Genomic DNA, 16,364 nt, shown 5'->3' with positions numbered 1-16,364 from the left:
CGCCATGATCGAGAAGAAACCGAAAAGCCTGCTCTATCTCGATGGCGTCTCCGTCTCCTTCGACGGATTCAAGGCGCTGAATTCGCTCTCCTTCATCGTCGAGCCGGGAGAATTGCGCGCCATCATTGGCCCGAACGGCGCCGGCAAGACAACGATGATGGACATCATCACCGGCAAGACGCGGCCGGACGAGGGCGAGGTCTTCTTCAATGGCGACATCGACTTGACCAGGAAGGACGAGGCGGAGATCGCCCAGCTCGGCATCGGCCGCAAGTTCCAGAAACCGACCGTGTTCGAGAGCCACACGGTCTGGGACAATCTCGAGTTGGCGCTGAACCGTCGCCGCGGCGTCATCGCGACGCTGTTCTACCGGCTGACGGGCGAGGACAAGTCCCGCATCGAGGAGATCCTTTCGACCGTGCGGCTGACGGCGCGACGCGACGATCTCGCCGCCAATCTGTCGCACGGCCAGAAGCAATGGCTGGAGATCGGCATGCTGCTCGCCCAGGAGCCGGAACTGCTGCTTGTCGACGAGCCGGTCGCCGGCATGACCGATGCGGAGACGGCGGAAACCGCGCTCCTCCTGAAGGAAATCGCCAAGACACGCTCCGTCGTCGTCATCGAACACGACATGGGCTTCATCCGCGATTTGGGCGTCAAGGTCACCTGCCTTGCCGAAGGCTCGGTGCTGGCGGAAGGCTCGATCGATTTCGTCAGCAACGATCCGAAGGTGATCGAGAACTATCTCGGCCGATAAGCCGAGCGCGAGTGGAAGGAACTGTACCCATGTTGAGCGTCGAAAACGTCAGCCTGCATTACGGCGCCGCCCAGGCGCTTCGCAATGTCTCGTTCAAGGCCGAGATGGGCAAGATCACCTGCGTGCTAGGGCGCAACGGCGTCGGCAAATCGAGCCTGCTCCGGGCGATCACCGGTCAGCATCCGGTGACAAGTGGTGTGATCTCCTTCAACGGCGCGCCGCTCGATGGCTTGCCGCCCTTCCGGCGGGCGAAGCACGGCGTGGGCTACGTGCCGCAAGGCCGCGAGATCTTTCCTCTGCTGACGGTGAAGGAGAATCTCGAGACCGGCTATGCGCCTTTGAACCGGGCCGACCGCTTGATCCCCGACGATATCTACAGCCTGTTCCCGGTTCTGAAGACGATGCTTGGCCGGCGTGGCGGTGACCTTTCCGGCGGCCAGCAGCAGCAGTTGGCGATCGCCCGTGCGTTGGTCACCCGCCCGAAGATCCTGGTGCTCGACGAGCCGACTGAGGGTATCCAGCCGTCGATCATCAAGGACATCGCCCGGGCGATCAAATATGTCAGGGATTCCACCGGCATGGCGATCCTGCTGGTCGAGCAATATCTCGATTTCTGCCGGGAGCTCGCCGACCAGGTCTATATCATGGACCGCGGCGCCTTCGTGCACGAGGGGCCGGCGGAGTCGCTGAATATGCCGGAAGCGCGCCGGCATCTGACGGTCTAGCTGTTTTCCACAGGTCCGAGATTCTTTCAGTCAGTTCAGGGACTTGCGTCGGTGTCGCGATGCCGTGTCGCCGGCTTGCGACGGAAAATCCACTTCTTTGATCGATTGCGTTTGCACGGCGCTTTGCTTTGAACCATACTCACGATGCACGTTTTATGAAGGAACATCACAATCCGTTATCGCTGACAGAATTGGCCATTTCGCGTTTCCGGCCTAACCACGCGGAGGAGACCCTAATGACGAATTTCCTGCCCGCCCTTTATGAAGGGCATGCCCCGATCACCCTGCAGACTCTCTTCAGAGATGCGCTCGAAGCCTATGACGATTGGGACGAAGACATGCCCGAACCGATCGTTTCCTTCGAAGGCAAGGTGGTGCCGATCAGCGCCGTCTTCGAATGGATGAGACCCTGCACCGACATCATGCCCGCCAACTTGCTCGGCATCGTCACGGACCGGCTGACGAAGCCCTGGAGCGGCACGGGACCGCTCGACGAGATGACCGTTTCCACCGCTGCACGCGTCATGTCCGTGCTGGTGCGACGGCGCCTGAGGCGGTTCGGCCGCGGGTCGATCGAGGCCTTCGCCGAGCGCTTCAATCAGCCGATACGATCTGGACAGCCAGGCTGAACCGAGAGTTGCGAAGCAGCGTGGCCCGAAAAGCTGCGCTGTTTCCACGTGTGAGGACATGCTGCTCCTTCGACCTTGTCCGCAGCGCGCTTTACATAAATTATTGGTAGCGCTACCATTTCCACCGGACGCCCTCGGGAGGAGCCTGTCTGGCGTCACTGGACTCGCGTATCGATAAATCGTGCCGGATCGGCCACTGAAGCACTTGCCCAGGTGTAAAGGGTGCTTTGCAGTGTCCTGGAGCAATTCGACTGCGTTCGTTCGACGTTCTTTTGCTTCAGCCCGCAGACATGTCTGCGGGCAATATCGACACCCGTTCGATGCCCTGTCCCCGCATGATAACGGGAGGGAAATCGATGACCAGAACATTCGTCAGCGGCATTCTCGCGGTCGCTGCATTCGCACTTCTATCCACCACCGCCTCATCAGAACCTGAAATCGTCAGCGGCCCCGCGGCCGAACCGGATTGTTTCGCGCCATGGTCGGCCGAAACCAAATTCTTCAAGTTCCCGAAAAAGGATGGTCCCTACCGGATCGCGCTCGCCAACGGCTTCATCGCCAACACCTGGCGCATCCAGATGATCCAGACGGCCAAGGCCTATGCCGCGCAGCCGGACGTTGCCGCTAAGCTCAAGGAGTTCAAGGTCGTTTCCACCGGCGAGGACGTGCCGGCGCAGATATCGGCGATCAACAACTTCATCGATTCCGGCTATGACGCGATCATCGTCAATGCCCAGAACCCGACCGCCTTCGGGCCGGTCATCAAGCGGGCGAAGGAAGCCGGCGTCGTTCTCGTCGCTTTCGACAATATCTTGGACACTGAGGACGCCATCAACGTCAATGTCGACCAGAAAGGCCTCGGCGTGCTTTGGGCCAATTGGCTCGCTAAGCATCTGCCGGAAGGCGGCAAGATCCTCGAGGTTCGCGGCGTCCCCGGTACGTCCGTCGATACCGATCGGCACAACGGCATCCAGGAGACATTCGCCGCGACGGGCAAGAAGTGGGAGGTCGTCGAGGTTATCGGCAAATGGGACGATCCGACGGCGCAAAAGGCGACGGCAGACGCGATTGCCGTTCACAAGAAGTTTGACGGCATCACCGCGCAGGGCGGCGATACCGGCGTCGTGCAGGCGATGATCGACGCCGGTCACCCCTTCGTGCCGTTCGGTGGCGAGACGGAAAACGGCTTCCGGAAATTCTGCGCCAAGCACGCCGCCGAGGGTCTGAAGTGCTCGTCGGCCGGCACAGGTCCTGCTCAGGTCGCAGTTGCCATCAAGACGGCGATCGCGGCGCTCGAAGGGCAGGTGGTGCCGCAGTCGATCAAGCTGCCGCTGGCGATCGTCGAGGATCCGAACTTCAAGGAGGGCCAGGATTTCTATCCCGACCAGTCGGACAACTTCTTCGTCGGCAACGCCTTCCCGACCTGCGGCATCAACTTCACGGCGCAGGAGATCATGGGTCAGACGAAGGAAAACGAGTAGTCCCCGCGGGATTTGCCTGAACACCGGGCCGCGCGCGTCAGCACGCGGCCTGCGCAACCGGTCGGGAGCCGAGGCGACGGATGGCAATGGCTGAGATACAGGCGACGCCCCCGCTCTTCCGGGTCGAGGGCGTATCGAAGCGTTACGGCGGGGTTCGCGCCCTCGAAAATGCTCATCTCGACGTGGAAGCTGGCCGCATCCACGCGATCCTTGGCGAGAACGGTGCTGGCAAGTCGACGCTGATCAAGATCATGGCCGGGGTGGTGGCGCCGGACGGGGGCCGCATGCTGCTCGACGGCCGGGAGGCCGTGTTCGGCTCGCCGGCCGAAGCCTCTGCCGCGGGCATTGCCTGCGTCTTTCAGGAACTGTCGCTGATCCCGGATCTCAGCGTCGCCGACAATATCGCCCTTTCCAATCCGCCGCGCCGCTTCGGCTTGATCGATCGCCGGGCCCAGCGTGCGATCGCGGAGGAGGCGCTCGCCCGGGCCGGCGCCGGGGACATACACCCGCGCGCCATGGTGAAGGACCTGCCCCTGTCGCGCCGGCAGATGGTCGAGATCGCTAAGGCGCTGGCCTCCGGGCCGCGCATCCTGATCCTCGACGAAGCGACTTCGGCGCTGACGGCCGGCGATGTCGCCAAGGTATTTGCCGTGCTGAAAGGCTTGCGTTCCGAAGGTCTGGCGCTGCTTTACATCTCGCATCGCATGCATGAGATCGCCGAACTTGCCGACACATGCACGGTGTTCCGCAACGGCCGCAACGTCGAGAGCTTCCGCGCGGGCACCCGGACCAACGGCGAAGTCGTCGAAATGATGATCGGGCGCGAATACAGCAACGTCTTCCCGCCGCGGCAGAAGCGCGCGGGGGAGCCGGGAAAGACGCCCGTGCTCGAGTGCCGCAATCTCGGCTGGGGCGATCGGCTGCGCGATGTTTCGTTCTCCGTCGGTGAGGGAGAGGTCGTCGGGCTGGGCGGGCTCGAGGGCCAGGGCCAGCGGCTCCTGCTCCTCGCGCTCTTCGGCGTGCTCAGGGGCATGAGCGGCTCGGTACTCGTCGACGGTGCGCCGGTGACGATCGGCGGCCCGTCGGCGGCGCGTAAACCGCCGTTCTCCATGGCCCTCATTCCCGAGGACCGCAAGACCGAGGGCTTGATGCTGCCGATGACGGTGCGCGAGAACCTGTCCTTTGCCGCCCTCGACCACATAGCCCGTGGCGGAGTGATCGACAGGGGCAGGGAGGAGCAACTGATCGATGACATGATGCGGCTACTAGAGATCAAGACCGCCGGGCTCGATGCAGCCGTCGGCGCCCTTTCGGGCGGCAACCAGCAGAAGGTCGTCATCGCCAAATGGCTGATGCGCAAGCCGCGGATCATTCTGCTCAACGATCCGACGCGGGGCATCGACGTCGGCACCAAACAGGAGCTCTATCGGTTGTTTCGGCGGCTGGCGGAGGCGGGTGCGGCGATCGTATTCTATTCGACCGACTATGACGAACTGATCGGCTGCTGCGACCGGGTCCTGGTTCTCTATGATGGCCGGGTCGTGCGCGAACTCGCAGGCGAAGAGATCAACGAACGGGCACTGATCGCCAGCGCGCTCAATGTCGAGGAACGACAGGAGGGAACGGCGACATGAGCGAATGGCGCTATTGGCTGAATGAGCAGCGCGGCACGCTGACGGGCCTTGCGATCTTCCTCGTGATGTTTGCCGTCTATGTCGCCAATCATCCGGCCGGGTTCACGGCCAACGTCGTCCACACCGCCGCCAACAAGGGCGTGCTGCTCGCCTTCGTCGCCATGGCGCAGGCGCTGGTGGTGATCACCGCCGGGATCGACCTGTCGGTCGGCATGATCCTGGTGCTCACCAATTGCCTCGCCTCCTGGATCGTCATCGGCGGAGCGGTACCGACGAGCCTTGGTGTAGCAGCTGTGCTGGCAACCGGAACGTTCTGCGGCGCAATCAACGGCATGCTGGTGATCTACGGACGCTTGCAGCCGATCGTCGCGACCATCGCAACCGGCGCCGTCTATTTCGGCCTGGCGCTGTTGCTCCGGCCCTTCCCCGGCGGCTCCGTCAACGAGGATCTCGCCGACGCCCTGACCGGCCGGCTCTTCGGCGTCATTCCCTCGAGCCTTATCGCCTTGGCAGCGGTCGTCCTGGTTGTCTGGCTGCCCTTCAAGCGGTCTGTGGCCGGGAGGGCTGCCTATGCGGCGGGCTCTTCCGAGCCGGCCGCCTTCATGTCCGGCGTGCCGATCCGGCGCGGCAAGTTCGCGGCCTATCTCCTGGGCGGATTGCTTGCCGGCATGGGCGGCCTGTTCCTCACCTTCTTCACCTACACCGGCGAGGCGGCCTATGCGAGCGGCAGCGCCTATACGCTCTGGTCGATCGCCGCTGTCGTCCTCGGCGGCGTCTCGCTCTATGGCGGCCGCGGCAGCGCCATCTGGGCGATCTTCGGCGCCTTCGCGGCCCGAACCACCGGCGACATGCTGTTTGCCTTCGACGTCGATCCGCTGTGGCAGCCCCTGCTCCAGGGTATCGTGCTGATGATCGCCGTCAGCATCGGCTCGCTGGCGCTGCTGCGCGTCCGAAACCGTCTGGACTGGTTTCAATGAGCCAGACATCCGAAAGCCGCTTGTCCGTCAAGGCGCGCCTGCCGCGCTTTCTCCGCCGCGCCGATCCGGCCGTGCTCACCGCTTTCGGCTGCATTTTGCTCCTGCTTCTTCTCGGCAGCCTCTATTCGAGCAATTTCCTTTCGCCCGACTACCTGCTGCAGCAGCTCAAGGTCGCGTCCTTCCTCGGCGTCGTGGCCGCCGGCATGATGATCGTCATCCTCCTCGGGCACATCGATCTTTCGGTGCCCTGGGTCATGACGATGGGGGCTATGATGGCCTGCGCCGTTGCCGGTTTCGGCGACATGGGAGTCGCCGTCGCCATTCCGGCCGGCGTGCTTTGCGGCATGGCCTTCGGCCTCTTGAACGGCCTGGGCGTGGCCTATCTGCGCATTCCTTCGATGATCGTGACGCTGGCGTCCAATGTCGTGGCGCAGGGACTGATGGTCGTCTACACCGGCGGCTTCTCGCCGCAGGATTCAGCCCCGCATGCCGTACGGTGGCTGGCGACCGGCGCACTTGTGCCGGGCGTTCCGAACGCCATTCTCGTTTGGTTTGCGGTCAGCGCGGCGATGATCTTCCTGCTGACGCGTACAGCCTTCGGCCGGGCGGTCTACGGCATCGGCAACAGCGAGCGCGCGGCGTTCCTCTCCGGTGTCGGCACAAGACGCGTGGTTATGATCGCCTTCGTCGTCTCGGGCGGCTTGAACGCTTTCGGCGGCGTGCTGCTTGCCGGCTATGCCTCGAAGGCGGCGCAGGCGATGGGCGACGCCTATCTGTTACCCTCGATCGCAGCCGTCGTGCTCGGCGGCACGTCCATCCTCGGCGGCCGCGGCTCCTATCTCGGCACGGTCGCCGGGGTCATCCTGATCACGCTGCTACAGTCGATTCTCTCGGTCATGCAGATGCCGGAGGCGGGCCGGCAGATCGTCTACGGCGTCGTCATCGTCGTGATGCTGCTGCTTTACGGCCGCGCGCCGCCGAGCCGCTGACGTCACGGTCGCTCGATCTCTCCGGAGGGGTCGAGGATGCATGTCGTTGCCGCCAAGTGATACCATCCGGGCTTGCCGCCCAGTTGGCGGCCGAACGCATCAGGAGCATGCCATGACCCGCATCGTCGATCTCCGCGTCTTTGATCTGCGCTTTCCGACCTCGCAAAGCCTCGACGGTTCGGACGCGATGAATCCTGATCCCGACTATTCCGCTGCCTACGTCATCCTCGACACCGACCGGCCGGGGCTTGCCGGCCACGGCCTCACCTTCACCATCGGTCGCGGCAACGACATCTGCTGCATGGCGATCAAGGCCATGCGCCACCTTGTCGTCGGCCAGGAGATCGAGACTATTCGCGCGCAGCCCGGCCGTTTCTGGCGGCACCTGACCGGCGACAGCCAGCTGCGCTGGATCGGCCCGGAGAAGGGCGCGATCCATCTCGCCACGGGAGCGATCGTCAATGCGGTGTGGGATCTGATCGCCAAGGAGGCCGGCAAGCCGGTCTGGCGTCTCATTGCCGACATGCCGGCGGAGGAGATCGCCGACATCGTCGACTACCGCTACCTGACCGACGTGCTGACGCGCGCGGAAGCGGTCGACATCCTCAAGCGCGCCGAGCCGGGCAAGGCGGAGCGCATTGCGACGCTCGAGAAGGAGGGCTATCCCTGCTACACGACGTCCGCCGGCTGGCTCGGCTACGACGACGCGAAGCTCAGGCGGCTTGCGCAGGAGGCGGTCGACCAGGGCTTCAACCATATCAAGATGAAGGTCGGGCGCGACCGCGCCGATGACTTACGCCGCCTGACGATCGCCCGCGAGGTGCTTGGTCCCGACCGCTATCTGATGATCGACGCCAACCAGGTCTGGGAGGTGGGGGAGGCGATCGAGTGGGTGAAGGCGCTGGCTGTCGCCAAGCCTTTCTTCATCGAGGAACCGACGAGCCCGGACGATGTTGCCGGCCACCGAAAGATCCGCGAGGCGATCGCCCCGGTCAAGGTCGCAACCGGCGAGATGTGCCAGAACCGCATTCTCTTCAAGCAGTTCATAGCCGAGGGCGCCATCGACATCGTGCAGGTTGACGCCTGCCGCCTGGGTGGTCTTAACGAGGTTCTTTCCGTGCTGCTGATGGCGGCAAAATACGGGCTGCCTGTTTGGCCGCATGCCGGCGGAGTGGGTCTCTGCGAATACGTGCAGCACCTGTCGATGATCGATTACGTCGCCGTTTCCGGCACCAAGGACGGCCGCGTGATTGAATATGTCGACCACCTGCACGAGCACTTCGTCGCCCCGTGCGTCATCAGGAATGCCGCCTATATGCCGCCTGAGCGGCCGGGCTTTTCGATCGAAATGAAGCCTCAATCGATCGAGACTTACACCTATCGCGCCTAGCGGCAGGGCCGCGATGGGAGAAATGGCTTGACGCGAATCAGCGGATGAATCATTCCTGTAACGGAACAGATCGCATATTCCATATTTCAGCGTAGTTCAGCGATTGCTCTGTTAGGGAATGCGGCGGGCGCATCTGTGCGGCCGGCGGGGGGGATGGCTGTTGCCATTCGCCTGCGGCTCGAGGCGCGATTTGCGCCAAGCACGAGGGGATTTGACCATGGACATGACAGGATCGGCCGTGGACGCCGCAAGCGCAATCGACAAGGCGGCGACCGCCGGCGCTGCGTCTCGAAGGTCCGCCGACGAGGCGATTGCGGCGGATGCGCGGGCGCTCTCCGAGCAGTTGAAGGCGATGCGCGACCGCCTGTTCGCGCCGACGGCGATGAAGACGCTCCGGAGCTTCACTTCCGGCGAGGCGGCCAAGCTGATCGGCGTTTCCGACGGCTATCTCAGGCAATTGTCGCTGGCGGGCGAGGGGCCGCAGCCCGACACCGGCATTGGCGGGCGGCGTTCCTATTCGCTTTCCGACATCAATGCGCTGCGCCGGCATCTCGCCGAACAGGCGCTCGCCAAGGGCAATGCCGCCAAGGCGCGCGGCTACGTGAATTGGCGCGACGGCGCCCGGGGCGAGCATCTTCAGGTCATCTCCGTCACCAATTTCAAGGGCGGCTCCGGCAAGACGACCTCTTCCGTCCATCTGGCGCAATATCTCGCTTTGACCGGCCATCGGGTGCTGGCGGTTGATCTCGATCCGCAGGCCTCGCTATCGGCGCTGTTCGGCTATCAGCCGGAACTGGACCTGACCGGCAACGACACGCTCTACGGCGCGATCCGCTACGACGCCGAGGCACGGCCGCTCAGGGACATCATCCGCAAGACCTATTTCGACGGCCTCGATCTCGTGCCCGGCAATCTGGAACTGCAGGAGTTCGAGCACACGACGCCGCAGGCCTTGAGCGCGCGGCAGAACGGCACCGATGCGGGACCGCTGTTCTTCGCCCGCGTTCAGGCGGCCCTCGCAAGCGTCGCCGACGACTACGACATCGTCGTGATCGACTGCCCCCCGCAGCTTGGCTACCTGACGCTGTCGGCACTCTGCGCCTCGACTTCGGTCATCGTCACCGTGCATCCGCAGATGCTCGATGTCGCCTCCATGAACCAGTTCCTCTACATGACCTCGGACCTCCTGAGCGTCGTGCGCGAGGCGGGCGGCGAGCTCAATTTCGACTTCCTGCGTTACCTCGTCACCCGCTTCGAACCGAATGACGGGCCGCAGGCCCAGATCGTCGGCTTCATGCGCTCGCTCTTCGGCGACCGAGTATTGACCTCGGCCATGGTCAAGTCGACGGCGATCTCGGACGCGGGCCTCACCAAGCAGACGCTCTATGAGGTCGGCCGCGAGAACTTCACCCGCGCCACCTATGACCGGGCGATCGAGTCGCTCAACGCCGTCAATGGCGAGATCGAGGCTCTCATCCACGCGGCCTGGGGGCGCTAAGACATGGCTGGCAACAACCGGAAGAACGAATTGCGGGCACTGTTCATGGGCGGTGCTCCTGGTGCCACGCCACAAGCCCAGGAAGCGGGGCCAGCGGAGTTGACACCTGTCAACGGCCAGCCGGCCGGCGCACCGCGCGCGGCGTCAGGGGCGGTCAAGGCGATGGGCCTTTCGCTCGGCAGCATCACCCGCGAGGCCGAAGAGGCGCGCTCGCTCCGCGAAGCGCTGACCCAGGGCGAGCGCGTCGTGGCGCTCGATCCGGCGCTCGTCGAAGCTTCCTTCGTCGAGGACCGGCTGACCGACGGCGAAGTCGACGATCCGGATTTCCTGGCGCTCATCGAGAGCATCCGCGACAACGGCCAGCAATCGCCGATCCTCGTCCGCCCGCATCCGGAAAAGCCGGGGCACTACCAGACCGCCTATGGTCATCGCCGCTTGAAGGCCGTGCGCCGGCTCGAGCTTCAGGTGAAGGCGATCGTCCGGCCGCTGTCCGACGACGAATTGGTGCTGGCCCAAGGCAAGGAAAACGCCGAGCGGCGCAACCTCTCCTTCATCGAGCGGGCGCTTTTCGCCGCCGCCCTTGCCACCCGCGGCTTCGACCGCAAGGTGATCGGCGACGCGCTCGCCGTGCAGAAGAGCGAGCTGTCGCGCCTCCTTCAGGTCGCCGACAGCGTGCCGCATGAACTTGCCCGCGCCATCGGCCCGGCGCCGAAAGCCGGCCGCGAGCGCTGGATGGCGATCGGCACCTTGCTGGAAGGGGCAGAGAGGCGCGACACGGCGGAAGCGGAGATCGCCTCGCCACGCTTCCGCGCCGCCGATACCGACCAGCGCTTCCAACTCGTCTTCAATTGCCTGTCTCAGAGCGACAGGCCCGCGCCGGAAAAGCCGGAGGAACTGAAGGATGAGGCGGGGCGGGTCTTTGCGCGGTTGAAGCTTGAGGGCAAGGCCCCGAGAATCGAGTTCCTGCCCGGCACTCATCCGTCCTTCATCAAGGAGGCGGTGTCGATGCTGGCGAAATGGCACGCAAGCTTTGTGAAAAATCAGAAGTCTTAGATTGTTGCCGACGCGCGTTTTTGAGTTGCCCTCACAATACGGCGCGTCCGGAACCCCACCCAACCCCTCCCCACGGAAAGCTTCCGTGCGGCGTCCTACACACATGACAGCACCGCCGCCGATTGCGGAGACGCTGAGTTGGGGAAGCGGTGACGCCTACGAGCCCCTCTCCCTTGTGGGAGGGGCAGGGAGGGGCTATTCCAAGCCACATAAACCGGTCACAGGATGGGCGGAAATCCTCCGCCGTCCCTCCTACTCGTACTCCACCCACACGCCACCGGCATCGGCCGAGCGGACGCAGTTCTCCACCCAGCGCACACCCTCCAATCCGGCATCGACACCCGGAAAGACCAGGTCCTCAATGCCCTCTGGCGCAAGCCTGCGGTTGCCGCTGATCGCCAGGCCGAAACGGCGATAGAGGTTGGCCCAGGCTTCGAACAAGCCTTCCGGGTGACCGCCGCCGATACGGTCGTCGAGCCGGGCTTCCGGATAGAGGTAATCCATGCCGCGTTCGAGGATGCGGATGGGCTCGCCCTGGATCTCGTATGACAGCTGGTTCGGCCGCTCGTCCCACCATTCGATGCTCGCCTTCGAGCCGACGATGCGCACCTTCTGGCCGTGCATGGAGCCGGCATTGACGGCGCTCGACCAGACATTGGCGATGGCGCCGTTATCGTATTCCATCAGGGTGACCGCATTGTCCTCAAGCGGAGCGCGGCTCTTGACGAAGCTCTGGCGGACGCACATCAGCCGCTTGATCTTCAGATGCGGCAGGATGACCTCGGAAATATAGAGCGGGTGCGTGCCGACATCGCCGAGCACATAGCTCGGACCGGAGAATTTCGGATCGACCCGCCAGCGCGTCGACGGGTTCTGTTCTTCGACCGCCGCGCTGTGGAACCCGTGGGCAAATTGCAGGTTGACGATGCGGACCTCTCCGAGATCGCCGTTCTTCACCATGGCGCGCGCTTGCTCGATCATCTGGTGGCCGGCATAGCCGTAGGTGACGCCGACGATTAGGCCACGCGCTTTCGAAAGCGCCTTCAGTTCTTCGGCTTCCGCGACGGTGAAGCAGAGCGGCTTTTCGCAGACAACGTTGAGGCCATGCTCGAGCGCGGCCTTGCAGATGGCGAAATGGGTATTGTTCGGTGTGGCGATCGAGACCGCCTCAATGCCGTCGGCGTGCTTGGTCTCCTCGGCGAACATCGTCTGGTAATCCGGATAACTGCGCGCTTCATCGAGCCCCAGCTCGACGCCGAAGGTGCGGCCGCGCTCCGCGTCGATATCGAAGGCGCCGGCGACGAGCGCGAAGGTGTCGTCCCGGAGCGCTGCCGAGCGATGGATATAGCCGATCTGGCTGCCGCGTCCGCCGCCGACCATGCCCCAGCGGATCGGCCTTGTTTTCTTCACCGACATTGTCCCGTTCCTGTTTGTTTTGAATTCCCACCGTTGCTTTTCTGCCGGTGCCGCGTTTCACCCCCCTCTGCCCTGCCGGGCATCTCCCCCACAAGGGGGAGATCGGCAAGGTGCGGGCTCCCTCTTCCATCTTTCCCACAGCGTTAAGTTCGGTGCAGGAGAGTGACGGCACTGGAGCTTGGCCGTTCCAGCCGGCGAAGAGATCGATGCTGGCCAATCTCCCCTCTTGTGGGAGATGCCCGGCAGGGCAGAGGGGGGGTAAAACGTCGCCACTAAAATCCGACCGACCGCAGATAATCGCGGCTTTCCTTCACATCCGCGAGGCTGCCGGCGACGCTTAAAGGATCGCGCTCCTGCTCGACGGTGATGAAGCCGTGGTAGCCGATCTCCTCGAGCGCGCGCTTTACCGCCGGATAATCGATAACGCCGCGGCCGATTGGGCACATCACGCCCTGGGCACAGGCCTCGAAGAAGCGGATCTTCTCGCCGAGCACACGGCGGAAGACCGTCTCGTCGATATCCTTGAAATGCACATAGTCGAGGCGGTCGGCATATTCCTTCAGCGTCTCGACCGGATCCATGCCGGCGTAATAGGTGTGACCGGTATCGATGCAGAAGCCGGCGAGTTCCGCCGGCACGTCGCTGGCGATCCGCTCGATCTCGTCGGCGAACTCGATATAGCCGCCGGCATGCGGGTGGATGACGGCGCGCACGTCATATTTGCTGCTTGCGAGTTCGGCGATCGCCTTGATGTTGGCGACCATGCCGCGCCACTCCTCATCCGAGAGCCGCTGCGCGCGCTCGGAATGGCCGGCAGCGTAATCCCGCTCGTCATGGCCCCAGTCCATAACCGTAAGATAGGGTGTCTTGAAGCGCTCACCGGGCACTTGCTCCGGCTGCGGCAGCCGGGTGATGACGGCGCAGATCTCGTCCGTCTGGCGCAGCAGATTGGCGCGGTTCTCCGGCGAGACGAGATCGTCGAAGATCGTCCCGGCGACGATGAAGAGGTTGCGGTCGGTGAGCGCCTTGGCGACCCGCTCGGAGTCGAGCGGCATATAGCCGTAGGGGCCCAGTTCCAGACCGCCATAGCCGGCCGCCGCCGCCTCGTCGAAGACCCGCTCCCAGGCGGGCAGGTTTGGATTCTTGACGTCGTCGACGCCCCAGCAGCAGGGGGCGGTCGTGATCGTGATGCTCACGGCTTTGTTCCTCGATGATGATGGTCTGCAGTGGCTAGCCGCGCTTGGCTGGCCAGTATTTGTCCACGTATTTCTGGATCTCGGCCCGCATGAAGCGGCCGGAAGCATCGGCACGCTCCTCCCAGCCGAAGACGCAGGCCGTGACGATGCCGTCGAAGCCGACCTCGGCGAGTGAGGAGAAGAAGACATCCCAGTTGATCTCGCCCTGGTACATGTCCATGTGCTGGTGGATCGTCACCTTGGCGCCGGGCGGATTGACGATGTAGCGCAGGCCGGAAGAGGCCTTGTGGTTGTAGGTGTCGGCCACATGCACATGGGCGATCAGCGGACCGGCATCGCGGATCATCTTTGACATGTCGTCGCCGAAATAGAAGGTATGCGGGGCGCAATAGAGGAACTTGACGTTTTTCGAGCCGATCGTCTTCAGCATGTCGATCGCCGGATGCAGCGTCTCGCACCAGTCTTCCGGGTGCGGCTCCATGTTGAGCGTCACGCCCTCTTTCTCGAACACCGGCACGAGCTCCTCCATCGAGCGCCACCAGGCGGCCTCGCTGTGCTCGTGCGTGTGCATGCCGCCGCAGCAGTTGGAGCGATGGCTACGGTCGGGCGACGGGCCGCGGCCGAATTCGGAATTCATCGTGTCGCAGCCCATCTCGACGGCGACCTCAATCGCTTCCTTCCAGTAGCGCACAGCCGCCTGGCGCTCGTCCTCATGCGGGCTCGCCCAGCGATACATAGGCAGGATAGATGCGAGCTTGACACCGTGGTCCTTCAGCGCCGACTTGAATTCGGCGATCCGCTCCTTGTGGGCGCGCGGCCGCACCCACCAGGGCAGGAAGTCGTCGCGCGGCGACAGTTCGATATGGTCATAGCCGAGCTCCGCCGCCTTGCGGCACAGATCATGCAAGCCGAGGTGACGATGCATATAGGGGTCGAGTGCGATCTTCATCGGTGCTCCTCCAAATCCGGCGCGCCAGAGCATCCGGATCGTCCTTCTCGGTTCCAGATCGGTCTCGATCCTTTGTTCCTCCCGAACAGTCACGAGACTAGCGCCGGGCGCCAGTTTGCCCTAAAGCTTCCTTGATCAAATTTGATCATTTGGCGTCGTCCAAAGGCCGAGTCGACGAGGCGATCTCACGAAGGACCGCGGTGACCAAGGTGACCTTGAAGGATGTGGCACTGGAGGCCGGCGTCGGCACCGCGACGGTCGAGCGCGTCGTCAACGGTCGCGGCGGGGTTCGTCCGGAAACGGTCGAAAGGGTGTTCCTAGCAGTCCGGAAGCTGGACTACCGGCATAGTATGCCGGAAACGCATCGCGGGCTAATCAGGATCGAGGTCATCCTGGTCCGGCCCGAGACGAGCTTCTACTCGCGCATGAACCAGGCCTTCGAGCGGATCGCAGCCCTGCTCGACAAAAGCATCACCGTTCACCGCACCTTCGCCCGCGAGAACGATCCGGTCGACTTCGCCCACTACATCGTCAATCCGGCGGTTCGCCGTTCTGCGCTGATCGTCGTGGCTCCCGACCATCCGGACGTCGTGAAAAGCCTGAGGACGGCCGCGAGCCACGGCACGCCGGTGGTGCAAATCATGACACGACCGGCGCCGGAACTCCCCTATGTCGGGATCGACAATTATGCTGCGGGGCGGACGGCCGCTTATTACACGTCGAGGATGCTCGTCGGCCGGTCAGGTTCCTTCGTGGCGCTCTGCCACAGCGGCGCCTACGAGAACCACAAGGAACGCATCCGCGGCTTCTCCTCCTATCTCGCCGACCGTGACGGCGATCACTGCTTCCAGCAGGTGATGTTCGACTATGACGACGACCTGAATTCGATGGAACTGCTGCGTGGGGCGCTCCGCGACGACCCGGAGATCGTCGGGCTCTACACCGCCGGCGGTGACAACCGCTCTGTCGCCGCGGTGCTGAAGGAGCATGCCTCGCGCAGGATCTTATGGGTCGGTCACGAACTTTCCGAACAGTCGCGTGGCGCTCTCCGCGACGGCGTCATGTCGATCGTCCTCGACCAGGCGCCGGAGATCCAGGCGCGGCGCTCAATCGACCTGACATTGCGGTCGCTTGGGCTGATCGACGTCGAGGTGAGCCCCGAGCCGGTGCGGTTTCTAACGATCACGCCGGAGAATTTTTGATTTCTGACGTGATTTCTGGCTCAGGCGCGACCGGCGCGTCCGTCCAGGCTGAAGGCGCCCGCGCCGAAGGCGACGATCTGCAGGAATCCGCCGGTCATCGCGAGGTTCTTCATGAAATGGATCATCTGGTTCTGGTCGGCGAAATTGGTATGGAAGCCGAGAGCCGACGCTAGGGTGAAGACCGCAAGGACGAGTGCCGCCAACCGCGCCTGATAGCCGAGGACGAGAAGGATGCCTCCGCCGAGTTCCACCACAAGGGCGACAACATAGGCTACCGAAGGCAGGGGCAGGTTGGCCGCCGCGATATAGCCGATCGTTCCGGAGGGATCGGCTAGTTTTTCGAAGCCGGACGAGAGGAAAATGGCGGCGAGAAGCAGGCGGCCGATGAGGGCTAGGCCGCTCTGAAGTGCAGGGTTGTCGCTCATGTCGGGTGCCTTTCTTGGCGGTGGTCGGAAGCAGTTTACGGCG

General features: G+C 63.7%; 15 protein-coding genes. 11 read left to right on the top strand and 4 right to left on the bottom strand.

Features of this window, described 5'->3' with window-relative positions; all coding sequences use genetic code 11:
- Positions 1-4 precede the first annotated feature (4 nt).
- The 10 genes from urtD to repB all read left to right on the top strand — a co-directional run bounded on the left by urtD (position 5) and on the right by repB (position 11,133).
- A complete protein-coding gene (urtD, locus tag USDA257_RS08010) occupies positions 5-757 on the top strand; it encodes an urea ABC transporter ATP-binding protein UrtD (protein WP_014762409.1) in 753 nt (250 codons plus the stop codon).
- 29 nt (positions 758-786) lie between these two features.
- A complete protein-coding gene (gene urtE / locus USDA257_RS08005; RefSeq protein ID WP_014762408.1) occupies positions 787-1,482 on the top strand; it encodes an urea ABC transporter ATP-binding subunit UrtE in 696 nt (231 codons plus the stop codon).
- A 236-nt stretch (positions 1,483-1,718) separates the two neighbouring features.
- Complete coding sequence (locus USDA257_RS08000; RefSeq protein ID WP_014762407.1) at positions 1,719-2,111, top strand: hypothetical protein; 393 nt, start codon at positions 1,719-1,721, stop codon at positions 2,109-2,111.
- Positions 2,112-2,467: 356 nt separating this feature from the next.
- Positions 2,468-3,592: a sugar ABC transporter substrate-binding protein gene (locus tag USDA257_RS07995; protein WP_014762406.1), complete on the top strand. Its 1,125-nt coding sequence runs from the start codon at positions 2,468-2,470 to the stop codon at positions 3,590-3,592.
- Between the two features lie 80 nt (positions 3,593-3,672).
- A complete protein-coding gene (locus tag USDA257_RS07990; protein WP_014762405.1) occupies positions 3,673-5,226 on the top strand; it encodes a sugar ABC transporter ATP-binding protein in 1,554 nt (517 codons plus the stop codon).
- Entirely contained in the window at positions 5,223-6,203 is a 981-nt protein-coding gene (locus USDA257_RS07985; RefSeq protein ID WP_014762404.1) for an ABC transporter permease, read from the top strand. The genes USDA257_RS07990 and USDA257_RS07985 overlap by 4 nt, the downstream gene beginning before the upstream one ends.
- The gene (locus USDA257_RS07980; protein ID WP_014762403.1) at positions 6,200-7,192 is read left to right on the top strand and encodes an ABC transporter permease; all 993 of its coding nucleotides are present in this window, start codon (positions 6,200-6,202) and stop codon (positions 7,190-7,192) included. Before USDA257_RS07985 ends, USDA257_RS07980 begins: the two co-directional genes overlap by 4 nt.
- Before the next feature lie 112 nt (positions 7,193-7,304).
- Positions 7,305-8,582: an L-fuconate dehydratase gene (locus USDA257_RS07975; protein ID WP_041413996.1), complete on the top strand. Its 1,278-nt coding sequence runs from the start codon at positions 7,305-7,307 to the stop codon at positions 8,580-8,582.
- Positions 8,583-8,799: 217 nt separating this feature from the next.
- Positions 8,800-10,080, top strand: coding sequence for a plasmid partitioning protein RepA (gene repA / locus USDA257_RS07970; protein WP_014762401.1), 1,281 nt, complete (start codon positions 8,800-8,802; stop codon positions 10,078-10,080).
- Between the two features lie 3 nt (positions 10,081-10,083).
- Positions 10,084-11,133, top strand: coding sequence for a plasmid partitioning protein RepB (repB, locus tag USDA257_RS07965; RefSeq protein ID WP_014762400.1), 1,050 nt, complete (start codon positions 10,084-10,086; stop codon positions 11,131-11,133).
- 252 nt (positions 11,134-11,385) lie between these two features.
- Here the strand turns inward: repB and USDA257_RS07960 are convergent, their stop codons facing one another.
- The 3 genes from USDA257_RS07960 to USDA257_RS07950 form a co-directional block, all read right to left on the bottom strand.
- Positions 11,386-12,549 (bottom strand): Gfo/Idh/MocA family protein, encoded by a 1,164-nt coding sequence (locus USDA257_RS07960; protein ID WP_014762399.1) that lies wholly within the window; start codon positions 12,547-12,549, stop codon positions 11,386-11,388.
- Positions 12,550-12,821: 272 nt separating this feature from the next.
- On the bottom strand, positions 12,822-13,745 hold the full coding sequence (locus USDA257_RS07955; protein WP_041413995.1) for a sugar phosphate isomerase/epimerase family protein: 924 nt from the start codon (positions 13,743-13,745) through the stop codon (positions 12,822-12,824).
- Positions 13,746-13,779: 34 nt separating this feature from the next.
- Complete coding sequence (locus tag USDA257_RS07950) at positions 13,780-14,694, bottom strand: sugar phosphate isomerase/epimerase family protein (RefSeq protein ID WP_014762397.1); 915 nt, start codon at positions 14,692-14,694, stop codon at positions 13,780-13,782.
- Between the two features lie 200 nt (positions 14,695-14,894).
- Here USDA257_RS07950 and USDA257_RS07945 point away from each other — a divergent pair, with 200 nt between their 5' ends.
- Positions 14,895-15,896, top strand: a complete 1,002-nt coding sequence (locus USDA257_RS07945; protein ID WP_014762396.1) for a LacI family DNA-binding transcriptional regulator — start codon at positions 14,895-14,897, stop codon at positions 15,894-15,896.
- 20 nt (positions 15,897-15,916) lie between these two features.
- Here the strand turns inward: USDA257_RS07945 and USDA257_RS07940 are convergent, their stop codons facing one another.
- Positions 15,917-16,321: a DoxX family protein gene (locus USDA257_RS07940; protein ID WP_014762395.1), complete on the bottom strand. Its 405-nt coding sequence runs from the start codon at positions 16,319-16,321 to the stop codon at positions 15,917-15,919.
- Positions 16,322-16,364 lie beyond the last annotated feature (43 nt).

This window comes from Sinorhizobium fredii USDA 257 (assembly GCF_000265205.3).
In the GTDB taxonomy this organism is placed as follows: Bacteria; Pseudomonadota; Alphaproteobacteria; order Rhizobiales; family Rhizobiaceae; genus Sinorhizobium; species Sinorhizobium fredii_B.
Note: the sequence above shows the minus strand (reverse complement) of the source record. Positions and strands in the feature narration are given on the sequence as shown.